Consider the following 22,615-nt stretch of genomic DNA (forward strand, 5'->3'; position numbering starts at 1 on the left):
TTGAAACGCTGCTCCTTACCCCGCGCCGCGCGTGTGTGTGAGGCCGTGACTACGCGACCGGGTTCGAAATCACGTCGATCAGCGAGTCCCACTCCTGCCCGCCGACGTCGAGCAGACTCGCGAACTGCGGGCCGGTCGTCGCGGCTGTGGAAACTCTCACCGAAGCCGGCACCGCCGGCGATCCTTCGCTCCACCAGACCGCGTGTCCCACTGCGACGGTCCGTTCGAGCAAGGCCGCGAATCCGCCGTCGGCTGCATCGGGGATGGCGAGCCGCCACGGCATCAAGGTGCGATCCTCGTTGAACAGGCTCTCGGCATACAACGCCGCGTCGAATGCATCGAGGGCGAATTCCGGCGTCAGTGTCGACAAGGCCAACGTCACCAGCCGGTCATACCATCCTTGCGCATCGGACAGTCGCCGTTCGAGTTCGGCGCCGTCGATCGCCTCGGCGATCGTGAACGGAAAATAGCGCCCCACACGGTCCACGCCGGGCGTCAGAACGCCCGCCCACGCGCTCGGGCCATACAGACCCGCGCCCAGCGCGAAACACCACACAGGGGCATTCAGATACAGTTCGAGCCACTGCGCGCCGAAGCGCTGCCGTGCGAGCAACATGCCTTCCTGCAAGCGCTCATCCCAACGCGTGACGAACTCGGCGTCCAGGCGCCGTCCTACGAAATCGCCATGCGTGCGCACCTTGCCGAAGAAACCGGGCCCCGGCGCCGGCTCCTGCGCATGCTCGCCTCTCATAGCCGATCCGGACAGCGGAACTGCTCGAGCATCGCGCGACGAAACGGATTCACGATGCTGCTGGCCGCCAGTTCGAAGTCCGCGCGCCGGCCATCCGAGTCGAAGCTCAGGCGGAAGCGGTCAGGTTGCGCGGTAGGTTGCAGGCGCGCGTTGTCCATCAGATGCAGCAGTGCCCACGGTCCGTCGGCGCGCGCCGCCGGTGCATTGCCCGGTGGCGTGAACTCGACGTGCGCCTGGCCGGTGCCCTTGCCGCTCGGCCACTGGAACACCATCGATTGCGGCGCGTCGGGCTTGACGACCATTTGCTGCCCATCGATATCGAGCGTGAACTGCGTAATCGATGGATCGATCGTGAGCGGCTTCACCGTGAAACGGACCGACACGTCGCGGCCGCCAGCCCGGAAGAACGCATCGCGGATCTGCGCCGCGCGCTGGAATTGCGCGAGCACGTCGACCGGGATGCCGAGCGTATCGACGCCGCTGCGCCACTTCCACTGCGGTCCCGACATGTCGACCATCGTTGCGAGGTTCTTCTGGAAGAAGTCGTCGATCAGGCCGCCCGGGCTCAGCAGCTTGCCGAAGTCATCGGGTGCGACGTCGCGCGTCGAGGCGCGCACCAGCGGATAGCGACCGTCGAGCGCCTGCCGGCACAGCTGCGCCACGTTCGCCTGCCACAACGCGTTCAGGCGCGCCCGCTCGCCGCCCACCATCAGCGACCCAGCGCCGCCCGCGACGTCGGTGGCCACCGTCGCGAGCGGCGGCGGCGCCCCCTGGGCGACCAGCTTGAGCTTGTTCAACGCGTCGCCGGGCGGCGGCGGCAAGCCCTGGCGGCGCGCCGAGTCCGCGGCCTCCAGATAGGTCGCGGCGTCCTTCAGCGCGGCGAGCTGCGTATCGAGTGGAACTGGGCCCGGTGCGCCGGGTTTGCCGGCGAGTTCATGCAGCGCCTGGAAATGCGCGTCGACCGGATTGAGTTCGGCCGGTGCGGGCGGCGCGGCGTCTTCCGGCTGATTGCCGAGCGCGCTCTCGAGACGCTTTTTGGCCGCATCGAGCTTGTTCGTCAATGCGGCGACGCCCTGCTGCGTCAGCGAGCCGCCCGTTCTGGTGCTGCCCAGCGTGGTTTCCTGCGCCGCGGCCAGCATCAGCGAGCGCAGCGGCGAGTCGGGCGCCGCGAGCACATTCGCCACGCGCGCGCCCTGTTGCACGCCGTCGAACGACACCACGTCGATATCGTTCAGCAACGCGTCCCACTGGCGGATGTACTCGTCGTAGTAAAGCCGCGTGATGCCCGCCTTCAGATCCTCGAGTCCGTTCGGCGTCAAGACCGATTCCTGACGGCCGAGCACCCAGTCGTCCTTCGCGATATCGATCACCGCCGCGTCGCGCAACTGGCCGAACTTCTGATAGCCGGCCCGCGTGTACGCGCCTGAAACACCGCGCGTCAACGGCGCGCCGCTCTTGCGCACCAGCACCAGCGACGCATTGCGCCCCGCCGCGTTGGCGACGCTGAACTCCGGCAGTCTGCTCTGTTCGAGATCGCGTTTGACGCGATTGAACAGGCGCTGCGTCAGCGGCATTTTGGCGAGCGTCGCGCGCGCCTGCGCGATCAGCTCCTTGTCGAGCGGCAGCGACGCATCGAAGCGCGCCGGCTCGAACAACGCGGCCAGATGGCCGTCGATATCGTTGCGCTGATCGTCGCTGGCATCGCGCAACGGCCCGCGGCGCCAATCGACGTCGGCCCACAAGCGCACCGAGTCGGCGTCGAAATGCATCGAATCGCCCAGCATCAGATACGCGCGCAAGACTTCGTACTGGAAGTCGGGATTGTTCGCGTCGCCGCGGCGCAATTCTTCTTCCATCCGGCTCACCACCAGAGGCAGCAGCGTCTGCCGCAACAGACGCCGGTAACTGGCCTGCGCTTCGAGGCCGAGCTTGTCGCCCTGATAAAGGCCGAGACGCGACAGCCACGGCACGCTTTTATCGCGGTCCGCATAACCGCCGGGCAGGTCGCGCGCGGCATTGAGCAGCGGCAGCAGCGCCAGCGGGTTGTCGCCGGCCTGAGTGGTCTGCGCGAGCTTCTGCAAGTCGGTGACATGCTGTTGAACATCGGCGACGTAGGCGCGATTGCGTTGATAGCTGACGAACAGCAGTACCAGCGCGAGCACGGTGACGACACCGATCGCCGCCAGCGCGGCGCGCTGGAACCACGCGCGGCGCCGCTCCAGCTTCTGGTTCACGCCCGCGAGTCCGGCTTCCTCGAAGATCACGCCGCGCAGCAGCCGCGTGATGAAGTACGCGCGCCCGCTCGCCGGATCGGGCAGCACCGCCTGTTGCTGGAAGCCGAGCGCCGAGGCCACCGCGCTCATCACGCGATCGATCGGCCGGCCTTCCTGGGTGCCGCTCGTGAAGTACACGCCGCGCAGCAACGCGGACTGCTCGAAGCGCGTGGTGCTGAAGGTTTCGTCGAGAAAGCTCTTCAGCACGGCTTGCAGACCCGCGAACTGCTGCGGGAATCCATAGACGAGCGCACGCCTGCGCACGTCGGTCTCGCGCTGCATGCGGCTCAGCACGCGGGCTTGCAGCTGCTTTTCCAGCGCGCCGAATTCGGCGGGAAATGCGGCCAGCGCGTCGTCGGGCGAACCGCCCTCGGTGAACGGAAACGTCATGCCCCATACCTGTTCGCGCTCGTCGCGGCCGAGGTCGTCGAAGAATTCGGCGAAACCCGCGAGCAGATCGCATTTGGTCACGACCACGTAGACCGGAAAGCGCATGCCGAGCTTGCCGTACAGTTCCCTGAGACGCTCGCGCACGGCTTGCGCCTGCTGCGCGCGTTGCGTGTCGGACAGTTGCAGCAGGTCGCGCGTCGACAGGGCCACGATCACGCCGTTCAGCGGCCGGCGCGGCCGATACTTGCGCAGCAGTTGCAGGAAGCCGGCCCACGCGGCCTGATCGGCTTCGGCGAAACTATCCTGGGTGGTGAAGCGGCCCGCGGTATCGAGCAGCACCGCGTCGTCGGTGAACCACCAGTCGCAATTGCGCGTGCCGCCCACGCCGCCGATCGACTGTTTGCCGAGCCGCTCGGCGAGCGGAAACTTGAGCCCGGAGTTCAGCAGCGCGGTGGTCTTGCCCGTGCCGGGCGCGCCGACGAACATGTACCACGGCAACTGGTACACGTACTGACTGCCGAAGCGCCCCTTGACCCGCGCCTTGCGCAAGGTTGCCATCGCGGCTTCGAAACGCTGCTTCAACGCGGCGATGTCGGCCTCGGATTCTTTCCTGCCGGGCTCGGCCGGTCCTTCCGCCACCACGCGGGTGAACCTGATGTTGGCCACACGCATTGCGATCCAGCGCACGCCCCAGTACACCGCCCACACCAGCAGCAGCGTGATGATCGCGGTCCAGCGGCTGCTGTCGCTTTCGAGCGGCTCATGACCCGCGTACGCGAAGAGCGGCCCCTCGACCCAGATGATCAACGACAGCGCGAGCACGCCGAGCAACGACAGCACGATGGCTCGTCTGAGCCAGCCAAAGATTTTCATATCCGGCTCCCCTGTGCCACGCGCGACGGACTGATCCCGCAGGCCTTCACGATGCCGCTCCCGGCGCCAGCACCGTGATATCGACGCGGCGATTGCGCGCGCGATTCGCGGCGGTATCGTTCGGCGCGATCGGCTCGGCGTCGCCGCGCCCTTCGGCGCTGAAACGGGCCGGGTTGCCGGCCCGCGACGCGAGCATGTCGCGCACCGCTTCGGCGCGCGCCTGCGACAGATGCCAGTTCGACGGGAAGCGCGCGGACAAGACTCGCTGGTTGTCGGTGTGTCCCGCGACCACCACGTTGCCCGGCACTTCTTTCAACGCATCGCCGATGCGCTGGATCAGCGGCACGAAGCCCGCGGCCACATCGGTACTGCCCGACGCGAACAGGCCGTCGCCGTTGATCGTGACGACGGTCCGGTCGGGCAACTCCGACACCTGCACGAGACCGCGGGCGATTTCCGGCGCGAGGAATTGCGACAGCTTCGGCGCGGGCTTGGGCGCCGCCGCCAGTTTCGACGCGAGCACAGGAGCCGGCGCGACGCGGATGCCGTGCAGCGCTTCGAACACGCGGTCGGACATGTCGTTGAGCCTGAAGCTCAACACCAGATGAGCGATCACCAGCACGAGGCAGGCGATTGCCGCCGCGACCCACAACGGCACCAGTTGCAGCAACGGCTTGCGCTCGACCTTGACCGGCAGCCAGTGCGGCGACAGATCGCGTTCGGCCGCGCCGCGCTGGCCGCGAATCATCTGTTCGAGGCGTTCGCGGATCGTGTCGAGCTGCGTGCGGCCACCGTCGATCAGACGGTAACGGCCTTCGAAACCGAGGCCGAGAATCACGTAGATCAGTTCGAGCACGTCGATATTGCCCGCGGGGTTCTGCGCGAGACGCTGCAGGATCAGGAAAAAGCGCTCGCCGCCCGAAGCCTCGTTGTGGAACGTCACCAGCAGGCTGCGGCTGCCCCACAATCCCGCCCCCCACGGCGTGCTGGCGATCGCTTCGTCGAGGAACGTGCACAGGCAGTAGCGCGAGGCGCCGAGCTTCTCGTCGTCGATACCATTGGCGCGGCCTTGCGTCTCGAAGTTGCGCACCATTTGCATCAGCTGGTTGCGCAGGTCTTCGACATTCGGATGGGTCGGCAACTGGCGCAACGGCAGCGCCAGTTCGATCAGCGGATTGGCCGCGCGCAACAGCGGATTCAAACCGCCGCCGGCGGGCAGCATCGGCGCGGGCGTCGCGGCGGTTGCGATGAACGGCGCCCGCGTGCCGCCCGGCGTCGGAATCAGGATCGTCGCGCCGGGATCGTCGGCGGGGCCACGCGGTTCGTCTGGACTCACGATGAACTTCCTCAATCAAAGCGTCAGCGGCGAATTGCCCAGAACTCCATCGTCAGTCCGGGAAAGTCACCGGCGACGTGCAACGCCATGCCCGCGGAATTCGCGAACTGCTTCCACAGCTCGTTGCCGCGATCGAGTTCGAAGTAGGTAAAGCCCGCATGGAACGGCAGCTGCCGCGGCGCCACCGGCAACGCGCGCAGGCCGACGCCCGGCAATTGCAGATTGACGAGATCGCGAATGCGTTCGATCGGGCCGATCTTCACCTGCGGCGCGAAGCCGGTCAGGATGTGCTCGGCCGGCATTTGCGCGCGCACCGCGAGCACGAAGGTCGCGCCGGCAAACAGCGTCTTGTCCGGCACGATCGCCACGCGCAAACCGAACTTGCGCTCTTCAAGCGGGATCGCCACCGCGTGCGGGTCCATCACCATGCTCAGCGACGCGCGAATGTCGTCGATCACCGGCGCGAAGGTTTCGCGCAGCCACTCATGGCGATACACCGGATACGCCGGCGGCCGCTTCGACGCCTGGCTGAAAGTTGCCAACTCGCCGGCCAGTTGCACGGCCAGCTGGTACAGCGCTTCGGGATGCAGACCGGTCATCGTCGACAGATGCGCGGCGAGCGGCTCGTGGCGATTGATCAGTTGCAGCAACAGAAAGTCGGCCACCTCCGCGACGCCGGTCACGCCGGGCTGCGCAAGCCGTCCGGCCAGCGCTTCGCCGCGCTGATGCAGAAGGCCCACGAGGTCATCGACGAACGCCGCGAGCCGGCGCGCCACCCGGTAGTCGAGACACGGCGGGCTGTAGTCGTTTTCGAGCACGACGCGGTTGTCCGGCAGACGCTCGAGCACGCGCGCGACGCCGAGCGCCGTGTACGCGTTCGCCACGTCGGGCGCGAGCGCGAGGCGCACCCGCAGTTTGCCGATCTGCAGCAACGCCGCGCCGGCATTCGGATCGTTGCTGTCGCTGACGTCGAATTCGGCGACACGGTGCCGCGCGAAGTTCTCCTCGCTGGCTTCGTTGCCGGTTTCGGCGACGCCCGGCCTGCGCACCGGCAGCGCCAGTTGCACCAGCATGTTGCGGGTGCCTTCGGGAATCTCGAGCGGCTCGGGCAGATCATCGTCGGCGGGCAGATCGAACGGCGTGCCGTCCGGCATCACGCCGGAGCACGACAGCAGCGCGAGCTTGCCGAGCTTGAGCAGCGGCTCGTCGATCTCCAGCGCGGTAAAGCCCCAGCTATACGGACGCAGGCCGGCCGCGCGCGTCTCCAGTTGCCGCTGCAGATAGCGGTCGTGCTGCTGCAGATGCTGGGGCTGCAGAAACATCCCCTCCGACCAGATGACTTTGCTGTTCCAGGACATGTTGTCTCGTTCAAATGTTGCTAGGTGGGATCGCCGGGATGTTTCGGCTGACGCTCGGGGGCCGCGCGCAGTTCGTCGATCTGGGCCTCGTACGCTTCATTGAATGCCCGACCGAAGAACTTCTGGAAGTCGTCGTCGGCATCGCGCGCGACGGCGCCCTGCAATGCGACGAACAGATCCCACAGTTTCGCCTTGCGGTTGGACAGCACTTTTTCGAGCGCGCCGGGGTCTTTCAGCTGCGCTTCGATCGAAGCGGGATTGAAGCGCGCCAGCACGTGCGCGAGCGCCGCGCGCATGCCGGCGAGCACGGCGAGCTCGTGCGCCTCGATATCGTCGAAGGCGCGCCTGAGCGCTTCGTCGGGCGGCAGATAACCGGCCGAGCGGCCGGTCAGCATCTGCGCCAGCGCGCTGTCGACGTCGGGGAAAAATTTGAGCGGGTTGTTGTCGCGCGCGACGATTATCGTCATGTCGAGACGGGCTTCACGCTTGGTCATCGAGCGCGCGCGCAGCACGCCCATCGTGCCGCGCAGCGCTTCGCGCAGCATCGTGCCGACCAGACGCGCGAACTCCGGTTCGGGCAGGTTCGGCGCGCGCGACGGGTCGAGGCCGAGGCCTTCGAGCAGCGCCTGCATGATCGCGGGGTTCTGGCTCGTGGTGGTGGCGGTGGCCGTTTGGCGAACCGGGGCTGGGGCTGGCTGCGCGCTCGGCGCTGGTGCCGGAGACGGCGATGCGGTCGGGCCCGCGGATGGAGCCGGCCGCTGAACCGGCTGCGCCACTGGCTGCGGGGCCGGCTCCGAAGCGGGCTCGGTAGCGGGCTCCAAAGCGGACTGCCCAGCCAGCGACGGCCCCGGCGCCGCAGCCGGCACGGCAACCCGCGCGGTGGCGGCCTGCGGCGCGACCACGGGCACGATCACCGGCACCACCGGCGCCAGAGGGGTCGATGGCGCGAACTGGGTCGACGGCGTGGACGCCGCCGACGGTATCCCGAACAGATCATCGAACGGTGTCGGGGCCGACCCCGCCGCGCCGGGATCGAGCAATCCCGGCGGCAAGCCGGTCGGGCCGCCCAAAGGCGCCGCCGACGGCGCGGGCGCAGTGGGCCATCCCGGCAACTCGTGCGCGGGACGCGGTGCGGCTTGCGGCCCGCTGGCCGGCCCCGGCGTTTCCCACTGCGCCAACGCATCCGCGAGCGGGTCGTAGTCCGCCGGGATGCCTCCCACGGGCGTGGCCGGCGTGCCGGGCTCGGGCCGGGATGCCTGCGGCGCCGAGAACGCCTGCAACTCCGGCGATACATGATCGCTCTCCGAGCCCGCAAAGCCCGGACGCGTCGAGATCCGCTGCTGTGCGCCGAAGCCCGGCTGCCCGAGCGGATCGAGCGCGCCGAGCTGCAACACGTCGCCCTGCGAATCGGCGGGCAACGGTCCACTGAGCACTTGCGCGGCACTCAGCGGATCATGGCCGCCCGTCAGCCCGCGCACGTCCGCCGCCTGCTCGCCGATCGACACCTCCAGCAGATACGGACCGATCACCAGACGGTCGCCGTCCGCGAGCCGCGCCTCGCGCGTGCCGCCGAGCGCGCGCTGATTCAGCACGCTCGGATTGCTGCCCAGATCGCACAGCAGATAATCGCCGCCGCGAAACTCGACGCGCGCGTGCACGCGCGAGATCGCGCGCTGTTGATCGGGCAGCACCAGCGTGCAGTCGTTGGCCCGGCCGATCGTGCCGCCGGCGGGGCCGAACGCGATCACGATCGGCTCGGCCAGCGTCTCGTCGTTGAATCGCGCAACCCGCAGCGAAAGAATCGGATAGTTCACTTGGCTCCCCACGAGCGGTCAGGTGCATCACTCACGATTTGATTTTTTTGGTTCCATCATCGGCGTCTTTGGGCGCGCTCGGTGCGCTCGGCGACGAGCCGCTGCCGGAGCCCGCCGAGCCGCCCGAATTGAGCAGGATCGGTGTGCCCGACACCGCCACGCTGACCGGGCCGACCACCACGAACGCGCCGCCCGCTTTCAGCGTAATACTCGCGCCGGCTTCGATCACGATGTTCATGCCCGCCTTGATATGGATATTCATGCCGGCATCGATCGCGTAGTCCATGCCGACTTTTTCCTGCAGCTTCTGCCCAACCTTCAGCGACGCGTTGCCGTCGACCTGGGCGTTCTGGTCGCCCGTCACGGCATCGTGGCGCGCGCCGGTGATCGCGACGAACTCGTTGCCGGTCACCTTCAGATGCCGGTCGTTGCCGACATTGCTCAGCATGTCGTTCTTGACCCAGGTCTCGTGGTCCTTCTCGGCGTGGAAGAACAGTTGTTCACTGCCCTTGTCGTCGTCGAAGCGCATTTCGTTGAAACCGCCGCCGCCCTTGGTCGAATTGCTCTTCAGCGTCGAGAACATCTGATTGGCCGGCAGCGCGTACGGCGGCATCGTGTTCGCGTTGTACACGCACCCGGTCACGAGCGGCCGGTCCGGATCGCCTTCGACGAATTCGACGATCACCTCCTGACCGATCCGCGGCAGGAAGAACGTGCCCCAGTTCTTGCCGGCCCAGCTCTGCGACACGCGCACCCAGCACCGCTTCATGCGCGCGTCCGAATCGGACGGCGGGGCGAACTGCTCCCAATGAAACTGCACCTTGATGCGGCCGTATTTATCGGTGAGGATTTCTTCGCCGTCCGGGCCGACCACCATCGCGGTCTGCGGGCCCGCCACGACCGGCTGCGGCGTCAGCCGCTCCGAGCGGAAGTGGTTTTCCTTGCGCAACGCGCTGAACGCGCAGTCGAAGAACGGCAGCGAAGGATCGTGGCGCACCGTCGACACATAGACATCCGAATTGATCTCGTACGCGGCGCTGACCACCAGATAGTCGTGGTTCTGCGTGTCACAGGCGTGATTTTCGAGCTTGAACTGACCGCCCGGCCAGATGCCGCGCGCGCTCGCGCGGCCCGAGATGCTGTCGTTGCGTGCCTGACGGATCTCGATACCGACCTTCGCATAGCGGTCGCCGTCGCTCGCCTGCACGTGCCCGCTCAGATGTTCCTGCATCGCGTACACCGGCGGATCGTAGACTTTCGGCCGGGTCGCGCGCGACAGCAGGCCTTGCTGATTGCTCAACGTGGGCTTTTCGAAATCGTAGTCGTTGACTTCGTACTTGCCGGTCTGCAATTCCGCGCCCGAACTCCACGCATACACGCATTCCATCTCGTTCGAAGGCTCGTACCACGCATCGTATGGAATCGACGCATAGTGTTCGATCGGTGCGTGCACGTCGCTCGAATCGGTCAGCACCAGCGTGTGCTTGCCCCCTTTGTGCTCGAAGTAGTAGTAGATGCCCTCGTGCTCCATCAGGCGGCTCACGAACGCGAAATCGGTCTCCCGGTATTGCGCGCAGTGCTGCAGCGACGGATAGGTCGCCTGGCACTTGTTGCTGACGTCGATGTTGTAGTCCTGCAGCACGCTGGTCACGATGTCGAGCACGCTCTTTTCATGGAAAAAGCGGCTGTGCGACGCGCGTGTGAGCAGCCACAGCCGCGGGCGCACCACCGCTTCGTAGCGCGCCATGCGGTTGCGGGTGTTGTCGCCCGGCGCGACGATCCGGAATGCCGTGACGATGCCGTTGAATTGCCGCTCGCCCTCGCCCGGCAACGACAGCGCAATCGAGATGTCATGCCCGAGCAGATCGCCGGCTTGCAGATCGTTGCGCTTGCTCAGCAGGTCGAGCCGCCATTCGCTCAGGCGCCCCAGCTCCTCGGTGCCGCTCAGATGCAGAAACAGCAGATCCTCGCCGGCAGGCGCGCAACTGACGGTGACGTGTCGGTTCGGGTTTTGCGAGGTCATATCACGGAATCATCGTCTTGACCGTCGCCGGATTGACGATCGTGACCACGCCGCCCCAGTTGCACATGCAGGTCGACACGTTGTCGAGCGACGGCTGGTTGCCGAGCAGCACGGTCGGCGCGCCCGGCGTCCACGGCGTCATGGTGGCCGGAATGCACGGCATCGGCGTCAGCACGCCCAGCGCCGCCGCCGTCGCGGCGGCGACGGTCGGGTTGGCCGGCGAACTGCACACGCCGAACGGCATGATGTTGACGAGCGGAATGTGATCCATGATGTTGGCCGCGGGCGGCCCTTCGCCCATCACCCGGTTGATCGGTAGCACCGCCAGTGTCGAAGGCGCCGCGCCGAACGAACATTGCAGCGTCGCGCCCATGCTGACTTGTTGCGGCATATGAAGGCATCCTCCGGTTGGATCGATCAATCGAACGTATAGAGAAATTCACCGTCGCGCGCGCCGATCTGCACTTTCGTGACCGCGCTTCCGTTCATCATGCGCGTCAAAAATTCCGTGCTGATGCGCGGCAACAGCGTGTTGGTCAGGATTGCGTCGATCATGCGCCCGCCGCTTTCGAGTTCCGTGCAGCGGCTGCCGATCAGCTTCACGACGTCGTCGTCGTAGGTAAACGGAATCTTGTGCGACACGCGGATACGCTTCTCGATCCGGCCGAGCTGTAGCCGGATGATCGCGCCGAGCATTTCGTCGGACAGTGGGAAGTACGGGATCACCACGACGCGTCCCAGCAAGGCCGGCGGAAACACCTTCAGCAACGGCTCGCGCAACGCTTTGGCGATGCCGTCCGGCTCCGGCATCAGCTCCGGGTCCTTGCACAGGCTCGTGATCAGATCCGTGCCGACATTGGTGGTCAACAGGATCAGCGTGTTCTTGAAGTCGATCACGCGGCCCTCGCCGTCTTCCATCCAGCCCTTATCGAACACCTGGAAGAACAGCTCGTGAACGTCGGGATGGGCCTTCTCGACTTCGTCGAGCAGCACCACGCTGTACGGGCGGCGCCGCACCGCCTCGGTCAGCACGCCCCCTTCGCCATAGCCGACGTAGCCCGGCGGCGCGCCCTTCAGCGACGACACCGTATGCGCCTCCTGGTACTCGCTCATGTTGATCGTGATGACGTTCTGCTCGCCGCCATACAGCACCTCGGCGAGCGCAAGCGCGGTCTCGGTCTTGCCGACCCCCGAGGTGCCGGCGAGCATGAACACGCCGATCGGCTTGTTCGGATTGTCCAGACCCGCGCGCGAAGTCTGAATGCGCCGTGCGATCATCTCCGTCGCGTGAGCCTGGCCGATGATGCGGCGGTTCAGGTTCTCCGCGAGCTTCAGCACGTTCTCGATTTCGTTGCGGACCATCCGGCCCACCGGTATGCCGGTCCAGTCCTGCACGACCGAGGCGACCGCCTGCTGATCGACGGTCGGCAGGATCAGCGGGTCTTCGCCTTGATGCTGCGCGAGCTGCGCCTGCAACTCGCGCAGTTCGGCGAGCCGCGCTTCGCGCGTCGCGGTATCGGTGGCGGGGTTTCCGGTTGCGCCCGGTGCGGCTGTTTCGTTTGCGGCTTCGTTTGCGTAGCTCACCTGCGCCGCGCCCTCCACCTTGCCGGTCTCGCCGCGCAGTTGCGCGCGCAGCGCGAGAATCCGCGTGACCAGTTCTTTTTCCGCCTGCCAGCGGGCGTCGAGCGTGGCGAGACGCGCCTGTTCGGCGGCGAGCTTTTCCGCCGCGGCGGCTTCACGCTCCCGCGTGTCGACGCCCACCGCGCTTTCGCGGCCGATGATCGCCAACTCGGTTTCGAGCGCCGCGATCCGCTTGCGCGAATCGTCGACCGACGCCGGCGTCGCATGCTGGCTGACCGCCACGCGCGCGCAGGCGGTGTCGAGCAGGCTGACCGCTTTGTCGGGCAACTGCCGCGCCGGAATGTAGCGATGCGACAGACGTACCGCGGCTTCGAGCGCTTCGTCGAGCACCTGCACCTTGTGGTGCTGCTCCATCGTCGAGGTGACGCCGCGCATCATCAGGATCGCGCGGGTCTCGTCCGGCTCGCTGACCTGCACGACCTGAAAGCGCCGCGTCAGCGCCGGGTCTTTCTCGATGTGCTTCTTGTATTCGGCCCACGTGGTTGCGGCCACCGTGCGCAGCGTGCCGCGCGCGAGCGCGGGCTTCAGCAGATTGGCCGCATCGCCGGTGCCGGCCGCCCCACCCGCGCCGACCAGCGTGTGCGCTTCGTCGATGAACAGGATGATCGGCTTCTCCGAAGCCTGCACTTCCTCGATCACCTGCCGCAAGCGATTTTCGAATTCGCCCTTCATGCTCGCGCCGGCCTGCAACAGACCGACGTCGAGCGTGCGCAACTGCACGTCGCGCAGCGACGGCGGCACGTCGCCCGCCGCGATGCGCTGCGCGAAGCCTTCGACCACCGCGGTTTTGCCGACGCCCGCTTCGCCGGTCAGGATCGGATTGTTCTGCCGGCGGCGCATCAGGATGTCGACCACCTGGCGGATTTCCTCGTCGCGCCCAACGATCGGATCGAGCTTGCCGTTGCGCGCCTGTTCGGTCAGATCGGTGGTGAAGCGGCGCAGTGCCTCCTGCTTGCCTAGCGCGGCGGCCGGCACCGGCCCGCCGGTGGTGTCCGCGTCGCTGCCTTCGCGCTGCGCGCCGCCCGCCTGAAAACCATCGCTCGCGCTCATCGCCGCTTCCGGCGACTCGCGCAGCAGGCTGTGAAATTCATCGACGAGCGAATCGAGCTTGATGCGCTCGAACTGACGCGAGATGCCGTAGAGCCCGTTGCGCAGCGACGGCGTCTTCAGGAGGCCGACCACCAGATGCCCGGTGCGCACCTGCGATTCGCCGAACATCAGCGAGCCGAACACCCAGCCACGCTCGACCGCCTCCTCGACCTGCGACGAAATATCGGTCACCGAACCCGACCCGCGCGGCAACCGGTCGAGCGCTTCGGTCAGATCGCGCGCCAGCGCGGAAGGCTCGAGCCCGTAGTGTTTGATGATGCGGTGCAAGTCGGAGTCCTGCAGTTGCAGGATCTGATGGAACCAGTGCGACAGCTCGATATAAGGATTGCCACGCAGCTTGCAAAACACGTTCGCGCTCTCGATTGCGCGGAATCCGAGCTTGTTCAGCTTGCCGAACAACGCTGCCCGTTTGATCTCGGCCATTTTTCTATTCCCTCGATGATGTCGATGGCGGCGCCCCCGCGGGCGCCTCGCGGGCCGCCACGGCAATCCGTGAACGGCCGTCGGGACCGGTCGGCTGCAACACCAGCTGACGCTGATCGCCGCGCGCCGGGCGGCCGAGCGTCCACGTGGTGTAGCCGAGCCGCGTGTGGCGCCCGAGCTTGAGGCGCGGTACGTCCTCCTGCTTCAACACCAGCCGGACATCCCAATCGAGCCCGTCGCGCGCGTAATTGCGCACCCAGTCGACGAGGCGGTTCAGACTCTCGCCGCCCGGCAGGAAGCGCTCGTAATCGGCGCGGCTCAACGGTCCGATCACGATGCGGAACTTGTGCTGGCAATCCCACACGCGCGCGCCGAGCAGCGTCGACACGCCGAGCGGGGCCGAACCGTCCGCTGCGCCGAGGCGCAACAGCGAGTTCGCGGGCAGCGTCATCCAATGGCCGACCCACTGCTCGATATCGACCGGCAGGTTGAAAAAGCGCGCGAGCACGAGTTTCAAACCGGCGGCGGGACGGGTCGGCCCGCCCAGCAAACCGGCGAAGTGCAGCTTGGCGAAATCGGGCACCGCGTCGCGCTCGCGCAGCGTCGGCTCGCCGAGCCCGAACACGCTGCCGACATAAAACGAAAAGCGATCGCGCCCCGGACGGTCCAGACTCACGGCCGGTTGCGCATTGGCCCAAGCGCGATAGAACAGCGACACCATGCGGTGATGGAAGACATCGAGAAAGCGCGCGAAGGTCGGATCGTTCGCGTTGCGCGCGCGGTCGCGCGCGTATTCCGTCAGATGGGTCGGCAGGGGTCCGTGCGGCCCGAGCAGACCGAAGAATTTCACCGCGAGGCGCGCGGCATGATGCTCGCCGGCCGGCGTGAAATCACCGAGCGTGGTCGGATGGAAAACCAGTTCGGGTTCCTGCACGAAGCGAATGGCGTCGTCGCGCGGCTGCATCGACTCCCCCACGCGCGGCTTGTCAGGGTACGCGTTCTCCAGCAGCCGCACGACCTGAAAAAAGTCGAAGCGGCGCGCATCGTCTTCGAGCCGGCGCAGCAGTGTCAGAGCGTCCGGCATTGTCCGACCCTCGCTGGCCAGCGCATGATCTCGCCGCGTGAAAGCGTCTTCACGATGGTCTCGGTGAACGAGTTGATCGATACGTATTGCGCGAAATAATGCGCGAGCACCGCGCCGAGCAGAAACGCGCCGGCACCTTCGAATGCGGCTTCGTCGAGCGTCACCGTCACTTCGAGACCGCGGCCGAACACGATCGGTCCCGCGCACGGCAAGCGTCGCGTCACCGAGCGCGAATCGATCGAGCGCACGCCCTCGATCAGCCGCTGACTCGCGATCTCGTCGGCGGGACAGTAGAGGCTCAGCAGATCGCGCAGCGCGCGGGCGCCCTCCTGCGCATCGTTATCGAGCAGCGACGAGTAGTTCAGCGACAGGTGGCTCAGTAGCCGCCATGCCACGGCCCCATGCGCATACGACGGCAGCGGCCGGCTCGGGCCGCTCACGCAGCGCACGCTTTGCACCGGCGCTTCGACATCGAGCGTGAAATCGGCGGGGCCGACGCCGACCGGCATCGTCAATGGCAGGTCGCGGTTCGTGCATAGCACCTGCAAGCCGAGTTGACGCAGGTCGGCGCGAAACGGCGCATTGCTCGCATCCACCAGCGCGATGAACATCTCGCTGCCGAGGTAGCTCGTGCGCGGGCCGCGCTCATGCTGACGTGCCGACGGCAGACGCTTTTCGCGGCGCACCTGGTAGTACGCGCCGGCACGATACGTCGCACCGAGATCGCGCGCGTGATAGAACGGCTCGAAGCGCTGCTCGCCGCCGGCGCCCGCGCTATAGCCCGTCGCACTCTCGATCTGGTAGATCTCGAAGTCCATCGGCCGGGTGCGATCGGCCACCACGTGATACTCGAACTGTTCGTCCGACAGCGCGATGCGATCGGTACGCTTCGAAAAAAGATTGATCGCGGGCGTGCAATGCAGCGCGAAATTATTGGCATCGAGCGACTGTTCGAGCAGCGGATCGCCGCGTTTGAGCAGCACGACGACTTCGATCTCGGTGTCCGCGCAGCGCCGCAACGCCGCCTGCAAGCCGTCGATGGCGACGAACATGAAGCGCTGCGGAAACGCGAAATACTCCTGCAACAGCCGGTAGCCCTGGAACGACTGCCGGCTGACCGGCAGCAATGCCTGATCGTCGGCAAAACCGAGCGGCCGCAGCGCGCTCGCCGGCAATTGCACGTGCCAGGCCGCCGGACGTTTGGCCGGCATCACGACGACGCCGCTCACCGAACCGAGCAGACGCTCGTGGATCCGCGTGGCCATCCCGTCCGAGCCGCGCAGATACAGCGTCAGCCGGTCGAGTTTCAGCTGGTTGATTTTCAGACCGGCGGTGGCGCGCAGACGCAGTCTCAGACCCGCCTTGATACCGGTGCCCGCCGCCATGCTCGCCGGCAACGCGCTGTCGACGCCGCCGAGCGAGCCCGCGTGCGTAAAAAACCGCGCCTCCGTGATTTCTAGCGGCCAAAGCGTCAGTTCGTGCGCGCTGCGGTATTCGCAGCGCGTCGAGCCGTTCTTGTCGAGCACACTGCGCAGCGCGCTGCCGCGTGGAACCCGCACGCCGTCCGCGAGATTGGAGCTCGTCAGGTCGGGCTGGATCTGCACCACCGCCATCGACGGTGTCGGCGCGAGGTAATGCGGATACACCAGTTCCGCGAGGTGCTGGGTGAAGCGCGGGAACTCGTCGTCGATCTTCAGTTGCACGCGCGCCGCGAGGAAACTGAAACCTTCGAGCAGACGCTCCACGTAGGGGTCCGCGCATTCGAGGCTTTCCATGCCGAGGCGCCCGGCGATCTTCGGAAATTCGCGCGCGAACTCGCCACCCATCTCCCGAAGATGCTGCAATTCCTGGCTGTAGTATTTGATCAGGTCGGGATTCATGGCTTCAGCGCGGGCCGCCCTGGTCGATCACGCGGATTTCGCCCACTTCCAGATCGAGTTCGGTCCTGAAGAAAAGCCGCTCCGGATACGGCTGCGCCCACAGATCGCCCTCCACCAAAAATGACACGGTGTTGTGGCGCCCGGTCGTCTCTTCGACTTGCATCGAACTGACCCGCACGGTATCGCGCAGAATGCGAGGCTCGAACGCCCAGATCGCATCGCGCACCAGCCGCTCGAGCCGCAACGGATCGATGCCTGAGGCGGTCTTGCCGGCAATATCCGGCAAGCCGAAATTGATCACGGAGGTCGCGACATACGGATAGCCGCTCAGATCCTGCACCGACGCGAGGCCATTCGCGTTCAGCAGCCAGCCGAGGTCGCGCTGCACGCTCTCGCGCAGCGCGCGCATCGACAGAACGCGGCGCTCGCGCGCTTCCTGTTTGACTTCCGGTTCGAGATCGGTCAGCCGGTCGAGCAGCGACGGTTGCAGGCGATCACGGGCGGTCAGCTCAGCCATGATCCGGCACGGCCGCGCCGTCCTGTTCGGCAGGCGCGTCGCCGCTCGTCAGTTCGATGCTGCGCACGTCGAAGAGCGCGTAGTCGTTCGCATCGGAGGCGAACATGCGCTGTCCCACCGGCCGCGCGAGCGCGGGATCGTCACCGATCCATTCGGTCAGGCGCGCGAGCCACAGCGCGCGATTCGCCTCGGCGAGCGTGCCCGGATAGCGGGCGGGAATCAGGCCGGCGGCCTGGCCGTCGTTGGCCCACGTGAAGACGGCCGGCATCCAGACCCGATCGCGCAGGTCGGACGGCGGCTCGATTTCGATGCGCTTGATGCGCGAAAAAGGAATCCAGTAATAGCGGCCGTTCAATACCGCTTCGAGCGTCGGGCCGAGCCGGTTGTCGGCGTCGGCGAGCCACTCGAACGGTTCGCCGTTCAGTGCGCCGGCGGTGGCGGGCGCCTCGTCGAGCGCCCGCGCGCGCGCGGCGGCCGCCGCGCCGCTATCGCCTGCGGCATCGAGCCGCAATGCCTCGAGCAGCAATGCGAGCCAGCCGGTCGGCTCGCCGAAGATCAGCGGCGCGCGCTCGCCTTTGAAAACCGCCTCGCGCAGCGCCTCGCATTGCAACGCTTCACGATAGGTCTGCACCATCGGCAACGCGGCCGCGTCGAGTTCGCCGACGACGTTCAGTTGCGTCAAGGCGCGATCCCAGGCGCCCATCACCGCGAGCAACTGGAACAGAAACACGCGATAGGCGGCCTTCGACGGATCCTTGCGAACCTGGTTTTGCAATTCGCGCAGACATCCGTCGAGATCGCCTTCGCGCAAGCATTCTTCTGCGTTCATGCCGGTTCGCTCCGGTCTGTCTCAAGTCGTCCCACTCGCCGCCGCACTGCAGCGGCGCGGCCGGTGCAGTGCAGTCGCCCCTTTTTGCCGACAGCCGATCAGGTTTCCGCGTTGCCGGGGATGTTCCATTTCACTTCGACCACGCCGCCCTCCTTCGCGCCCTTGGCGTTTTGCGGCTGATACTCGACATGGAATTTTTCGAAGTTCAGCGTGACGTTCTCGGTGAAGCGCTCTTCGCCGCCGGAGCCCCCCGTCGAATACGAGCTGACCAGCACGCCTTCCAGCGTGATCTTGTAGTACTCGAGCGGATTGTCGCCGCCGGCTTTGCGCACGGTCAGCAAGGCCTTGTCGATGTGGGTGCCCTTGGTGCAGGCCGCCATGATCGGCGGACTCGCCTTGTCGCTGTATTTGGTGAACGACAGATCCTGCACCGACACCTTGCCGGCGCCACCGCCCGTGCCCATGTGCATGGTGCCGCTCTGGCTCAGGCCCCAGCTCCACGCGAGCACTTCGATCTCTTCCTTGTGGGTCTTGTCCTGCGACTCGCCCTTGATGTCGCCCAGCTTCATGAACATGTCGATGGCCATCTTATTCTCCGCTCAAAGCAATTCGTCACTGAATGGGGATTTCCGTCATGCCGCCTTGGCGGACGGAAGCTTCGAAACCAACCGTAGCGATACGGTCAGGCCTTCCAACTGGTAATGCGGACGCAGGAAAAATTTCGACGTGTAATAGCCCGGGTTGCCCTCCACTTCCTCGACGACCACCTCGGCGGCAGCGAGCGGGCGTCGGGCTTTGGATTCTTCGCTCGAGTGCGCCGGATCGCCGTCGACGTACTGGAGGATCCAGTTCTGCAGCCAGCGCTGCATGTCGTCCTTCTCCTTGAAACTGCCGACCTTGTCGCGCACGATGCACTTCAGGTAGTGAGCGAAGCGGCTGCATGCGAACAGATAAGGCAGGCGGGCGGCCAGGTTCGCGTTCGCGGTGGCATCGGGATCTTCGAACTCGGCGGGCTTGTGCAGCGATTGCGCGCCGATGAAGGCCGCGAAATCGGAGTTCTTCTTGTGCACGAGCGGCATGAAGCCGTTCTTCGCGAGTTCGGCTTCGCGGCGATCGCTGATCGCGATTTCGGTCGGGCACTTCATGTCGACGCCGCCGTCGTCGGTGGGAAACGCGTGCACCGGCAGATTTTCGACGGCGCCGCCCGACTCGATGCCGCGAATCCGCGAACACCAGCCGTACATCTTGAACGAGCGGTTGATATTGGTCGCCATCGCATAGGCCGCATTGGCCCACGCGTATTTGCTGCTGTCCGCGCCCGCGGTGTCTTCCTCGAAATCGAATTCCTCGACCGGATTGGTCTTCGCGCCATACGGCGCGCGCGCGAGAAAGCGCGGCATCGCGAGACCGACGTAGCGTGAATCCTCGGATTCACGCAGTGAGCGCCACGCGGCATGCTCAGGAGTCTGGAAGATCTTCGTCAGGTCGCGCGGATTGGCCAGCTCCTGCCATGAATCCATCAGCATCACCGCGGGATCGGCGCCGGCGATGAACGGCGCATGCGCGGCGGCCGAGATCTTGGCGATCTGCGTCAGCAGATCGACGTCGGGCCCGCTGTTGTCGAAGTAATAGTCGGCCACCAGGCAGCCATACGGCTCGCCGCCGAACTGGCCGTATTCCTCTTCGTAGAGCTTCTTGAAGATCGGGCTCTGATCCCACGCGGTGCCCTTGTACTTCTTGAGCGTCTTGTACAGATCGCCCTTCGATACGTTCATCACGCGGATCTTCAAGGTTTCGTCCGTCTCGGTGTTGTTGACCAGATAGTGCAAGCCGCGCCACGCGCTCTCGACTTTCTGGAACTCCTCCGAGTGAATGATCTGATTGACCTGGGCGGTCAGCTTCTCGTCGATCCGCGCGATCAGCGATTCGATCGTCGCGAGCACGTCGCCCGAAATTACGTTGGTATCGCGCAGCGCCTGTTCGGCGAGCGTGCGCACCGCCGTCTCGACGGCTTCCTTCGCCTTCTCGCTCTTCGGCTTGAATTCCTTTTGCAGCAGATTCGCGAAATCGCTGGTTTCAAGCGACGTCTCGCCGGGTTGCGCTTGCCCTTCGGTGCTAGGTTCAGCCATGGTCAGACTCCCCTGTAGGTCACGCTCATTCCTGCGGCTTCGGTGCGGACGCCAACGACTGCAGCAACGCAGGATCGTTGAGCAGCTTCGCGATCAGTTCCTCCGCGCCGGTCTTGCCGTCCATATAGGTCAGCAGGTTCTGCAACTGGCCGCGCGCCTCCAGCAGCTTCGCCAACGCGTCCACCTTGCGCGCGACCGCGGCGGGCGAAAAATCGTCCATGCTCTCGAAGGTCATGTCGACGGCGAGGTTGCCTTCACCGGTCAACAGGTTCGGCACCTGCACGGCGACGCGCGGCTTCATCGACTTCAGACGCTCGTCGAAGTTGTCGACGTCGATCTCGAGAAACTTTCGATCCGCCACCGGCGCGAGCGGGTCGGCCGGCTGACCGGACAGATCGGCCAGCACGCCCATCACGAAGGGCAGATTGACCTTCTTCTCCGAGCCGTAGACTTCGACGTCGTACTCGATCTGAACCCGCGGCGCTCGATTGCGCGCGATGAATTTCTGGCTGCTTTCCTTGGCCACGACGATTCCCCTGGTTGACGCCGCACGGCCGCGAGCAGCATGGCGCATGACTGGCGTTGCTATAAGCGAAAAGGCACATCCCCGCCTGACTGCTTACTCGTTTTCTATACCGCCGACCTGCCGGGCCTGGCTCACGCCTTCGGGCGCGAGGTCCTGCAGAATTTCCATGAAGTTCTTGTCGACTAGCCGGCGCGCGCGCAGCAGCAGCAGCGGCACCGGGCTGGAGGGTTCGTGACGCTCGTAGTACGCGCAGATCTTGTCGATCATGCGGATCACGTCCTGACGGTCCGTGATGTCGCCGGACACCGGTACGGGTGCGGGCGCCGCGCCGGCGTGCTCGCCCGTGGCCGCGTCGCCGTTTGTCGATGCTTGCGGCGCGCCGCCCGGTACGTCCAGACGTTCGCCGAGAAAATCGGCCGCACGCCGCAGCAGTCTCGACAGCGGCGACAGATCGATGGAACGCGCCGCGCCGACACGCTCGGTCAATACCGTCTCGATGCGCGTCGCGCTATGCGTGGCCGCGAGCAAGGCCGTGTGCGCTTCGGCGGCGTCTTCGTGAGCGTCGGCGATCACCGCGTCGATCGAACTCAGCGACGGCGCGTCGACGCCCTTGGGCAGCGGCACTTCTCCGGTCGCATATTCGATGTCGCGCAAACTGACGACACCGTGCGCGCGCGACGACGCGAGCGGCGCGTCGCGCACATCCACCAGCATGCCGGACGCGTCGACGAGCGCGGCGAGCGCGTTGACGCGGGCGGTCGGATCGTTGTCGTCGTCGGGATCGAGCTGCGGGTAGACGTGGTCCCAGCGCTGTTCGAGCAGGCCTTCGACGAGCGCTAGACCCTCGGCGAAGCCGGCGAAACGCCGGCGATTGAGCAGCGCGCGCGCCAGGTGTACCGCGACACGCAAGTCGCGGCCTTTCGCGAGCAGATCGAGCGATAGCGCTTCGGCCACTTTCCAGTCGGGCGGTGTGGCGGCGACCATGGTCTCGCCGAACTGCACCTCCGGCTTGCCATGAACGACCTGTTCGAGCGCAAGGAAGTCAGGGTCGTACTCGAGGTCGTCCCCGCACGGACTGGCAGCTGATATGTCGGCGAGCAGTTCGCCCGCGAGAAGCGTGGCCATGTCTGTATCGGTCTCGGATGAGTAGTCTCGACGCACCGTAAGTGACCGGTACGGGTTGCCCTTGCCCGCCAGGAATCAGCGTTTCCCGGAAATACGTGTTAACTCTAATTAGATTGCCCGTGCCAGCTATTGCGATGTTTTTAGCGGGCATTGCCCATTCTCGGCGGCAATCCGATATGAGAATAGCACGCAGCCCGGAAAAACAAAGCCGGATACCAATAGAAGCGGATTTTGTTTAATTAAGCGAAACAGTATATGTAATACCATTCAACTCCATAAACATTTAAAAAGTTTTCACCTTTCGTTCCGTCACCATTAACCATCCAATGCTCGGCCAGTCGTCTTACGACCTCGCCAGCGCGCCCTTTCAGGACAGGCGATTGGCGGGATCGCCCGACATCTAAGTAAACGAATCAAGCGCTCGATTTTTAAAAAATTCGACCTTTCGAGACTACCGGTAAGCGTTTACATTTCGTCCAGGGTTAATCCTGATAGCGATAGAACACCGCGACAAAGCGGTGAATAACATATTG

The 22,615-nt window shown here is 65.6% G+C and carries 16 protein-coding genes; all 16 read right to left on the bottom strand.

Annotated features, from left to right (window positions below; all coding sequences use genetic code 11):
* Nucleotides 1-49: 49 nt before the first annotated feature.
* Nucleotides 50-751 (bottom strand): type VI secretion system-associated protein TagF, encoded by a 702-nt coding sequence (gene tagF, locus ACLFKU_RS13165; RefSeq protein WP_410849378.1) that lies wholly within the window; start codon nucleotides 749-751, stop codon nucleotides 50-52.
* Entirely contained in the window at nucleotides 748-4,287 is a 3,540-nt protein-coding gene (gene tssM / locus ACLFKU_RS13170; protein WP_410849379.1) for a type VI secretion system membrane subunit TssM, read from the bottom strand. The genes tagF and tssM overlap by 4 nt, the downstream gene beginning before the upstream one ends.
* Before the next feature lie 46 nt (nucleotides 4,288-4,333).
* The gene (locus ACLFKU_RS13175) at nucleotides 4,334-5,623 is read right to left on the bottom strand and encodes a DotU family type VI secretion system protein (protein ID WP_368581727.1); all 1,290 of its coding nucleotides are present in this window, start codon (nucleotides 5,621-5,623) and stop codon (nucleotides 4,334-4,336) included.
* Between the two features lie 23 nt (nucleotides 5,624-5,646).
* Nucleotides 5,647-6,981, bottom strand: coding sequence for a type VI secretion system baseplate subunit TssK (tssK, locus tag ACLFKU_RS13180; protein WP_410849380.1), 1,335 nt, complete (start codon nucleotides 6,979-6,981; stop codon nucleotides 5,647-5,649).
* Nucleotides 6,982-7,001: 20 nt separating this feature from the next.
* Nucleotides 7,002-8,795, bottom strand: coding sequence for a type VI secretion system-associated FHA domain protein TagH (tagH, locus tag ACLFKU_RS13185; protein WP_410849381.1), 1,794 nt, complete (start codon nucleotides 8,793-8,795; stop codon nucleotides 7,002-7,004).
* Between the two features lie 31 nt (nucleotides 8,796-8,826).
* Nucleotides 8,827-10,818, bottom strand: a complete 1,992-nt coding sequence (locus ACLFKU_RS13190; RefSeq protein ID WP_410849382.1) for a type VI secretion system Vgr family protein — start codon at nucleotides 10,816-10,818, stop codon at nucleotides 8,827-8,829.
* 1 nt (nucleotide 10,819) lies between these two features.
* Nucleotides 10,820-11,209, bottom strand: coding sequence for a DUF4280 domain-containing protein (locus tag ACLFKU_RS13195; RefSeq protein WP_410849383.1), 390 nt, complete (start codon nucleotides 11,207-11,209; stop codon nucleotides 10,820-10,822).
* Between the two features lie 26 nt (nucleotides 11,210-11,235).
* On the bottom strand, nucleotides 11,236-13,992 hold the full coding sequence (gene tssH, locus ACLFKU_RS13200) for a type VI secretion system ATPase TssH (protein ID WP_368581722.1): 2,757 nt from the start codon (nucleotides 13,990-13,992) through the stop codon (nucleotides 11,236-11,238).
* Nucleotides 13,993-13,996: 4 nt separating this feature from the next.
* Nucleotides 13,997-15,076, bottom strand: a complete 1,080-nt coding sequence (gene tssG, locus ACLFKU_RS13205) for a type VI secretion system baseplate subunit TssG (protein WP_410849384.1) — start codon at nucleotides 15,074-15,076, stop codon at nucleotides 13,997-13,999.
* Complete coding sequence (gene tssF, locus ACLFKU_RS13210) at nucleotides 15,061-16,956, bottom strand: type VI secretion system baseplate subunit TssF (RefSeq protein ID WP_410849385.1); 1,896 nt, start codon at nucleotides 16,954-16,956, stop codon at nucleotides 15,061-15,063. The genes tssG and tssF overlap by 16 nt, the downstream gene beginning before the upstream one ends.
* 4 nt (nucleotides 16,957-16,960) lie before the next feature.
* Complete coding sequence (tssE, locus tag ACLFKU_RS13215; RefSeq protein WP_410842506.1) at nucleotides 16,961-17,473, bottom strand: type VI secretion system baseplate subunit TssE; 513 nt, start codon at nucleotides 17,471-17,473, stop codon at nucleotides 16,961-16,963.
* A complete protein-coding gene (locus tag ACLFKU_RS13220) occupies nucleotides 17,466-18,302 on the bottom strand; it encodes a type VI secretion system accessory protein TagJ (RefSeq protein WP_410849386.1) in 837 nt (278 codons plus the stop codon). The genes tssE and ACLFKU_RS13220 overlap by 8 nt, the downstream gene beginning before the upstream one ends.
* A 98-nt stretch (nucleotides 18,303-18,400) precedes the next feature.
* Nucleotides 18,401-18,889 carry an Hcp family type VI secretion system effector gene (locus ACLFKU_RS13225; RefSeq protein WP_368581717.1) on the bottom strand — a complete coding sequence of 163 codons (489 nt, stop codon included), beginning with the start codon at nucleotides 18,887-18,889 and terminating at the stop codon, nucleotides 18,401-18,403.
* 45 nt (nucleotides 18,890-18,934) lie between these two features.
* Complete coding sequence (tssC, locus tag ACLFKU_RS13230; RefSeq protein ID WP_368581716.1) at nucleotides 18,935-20,431, bottom strand: type VI secretion system contractile sheath large subunit; 1,497 nt, start codon at nucleotides 20,429-20,431, stop codon at nucleotides 18,935-18,937.
* A gap of 25 nt (nucleotides 20,432-20,456) precedes the next feature.
* Nucleotides 20,457-20,957: a type VI secretion system contractile sheath small subunit gene (gene tssB / locus ACLFKU_RS13235; RefSeq protein ID WP_368581715.1), complete on the bottom strand. Its 501-nt coding sequence runs from the start codon at nucleotides 20,955-20,957 to the stop codon at nucleotides 20,457-20,459.
* Nucleotides 20,958-21,050: 93 nt separating this feature from the next.
* On the bottom strand, nucleotides 21,051-22,082 hold the full coding sequence (tssA, locus tag ACLFKU_RS13240; protein ID WP_410849387.1) for a type VI secretion system protein TssA: 1,032 nt from the start codon (nucleotides 22,080-22,082) through the stop codon (nucleotides 21,051-21,053).
* Between the last annotated feature and the right edge of the window lie 533 nt (nucleotides 22,083-22,615).

The sequence above is a fragment of the Paraburkholderia sp. EG304 genome, from assembly GCF_046543485.1.
GTDB classification, from domain to species: domain Bacteria; phylum Pseudomonadota; class Gammaproteobacteria; order Burkholderiales; family Burkholderiaceae; genus Paraburkholderia; species Paraburkholderia youngii.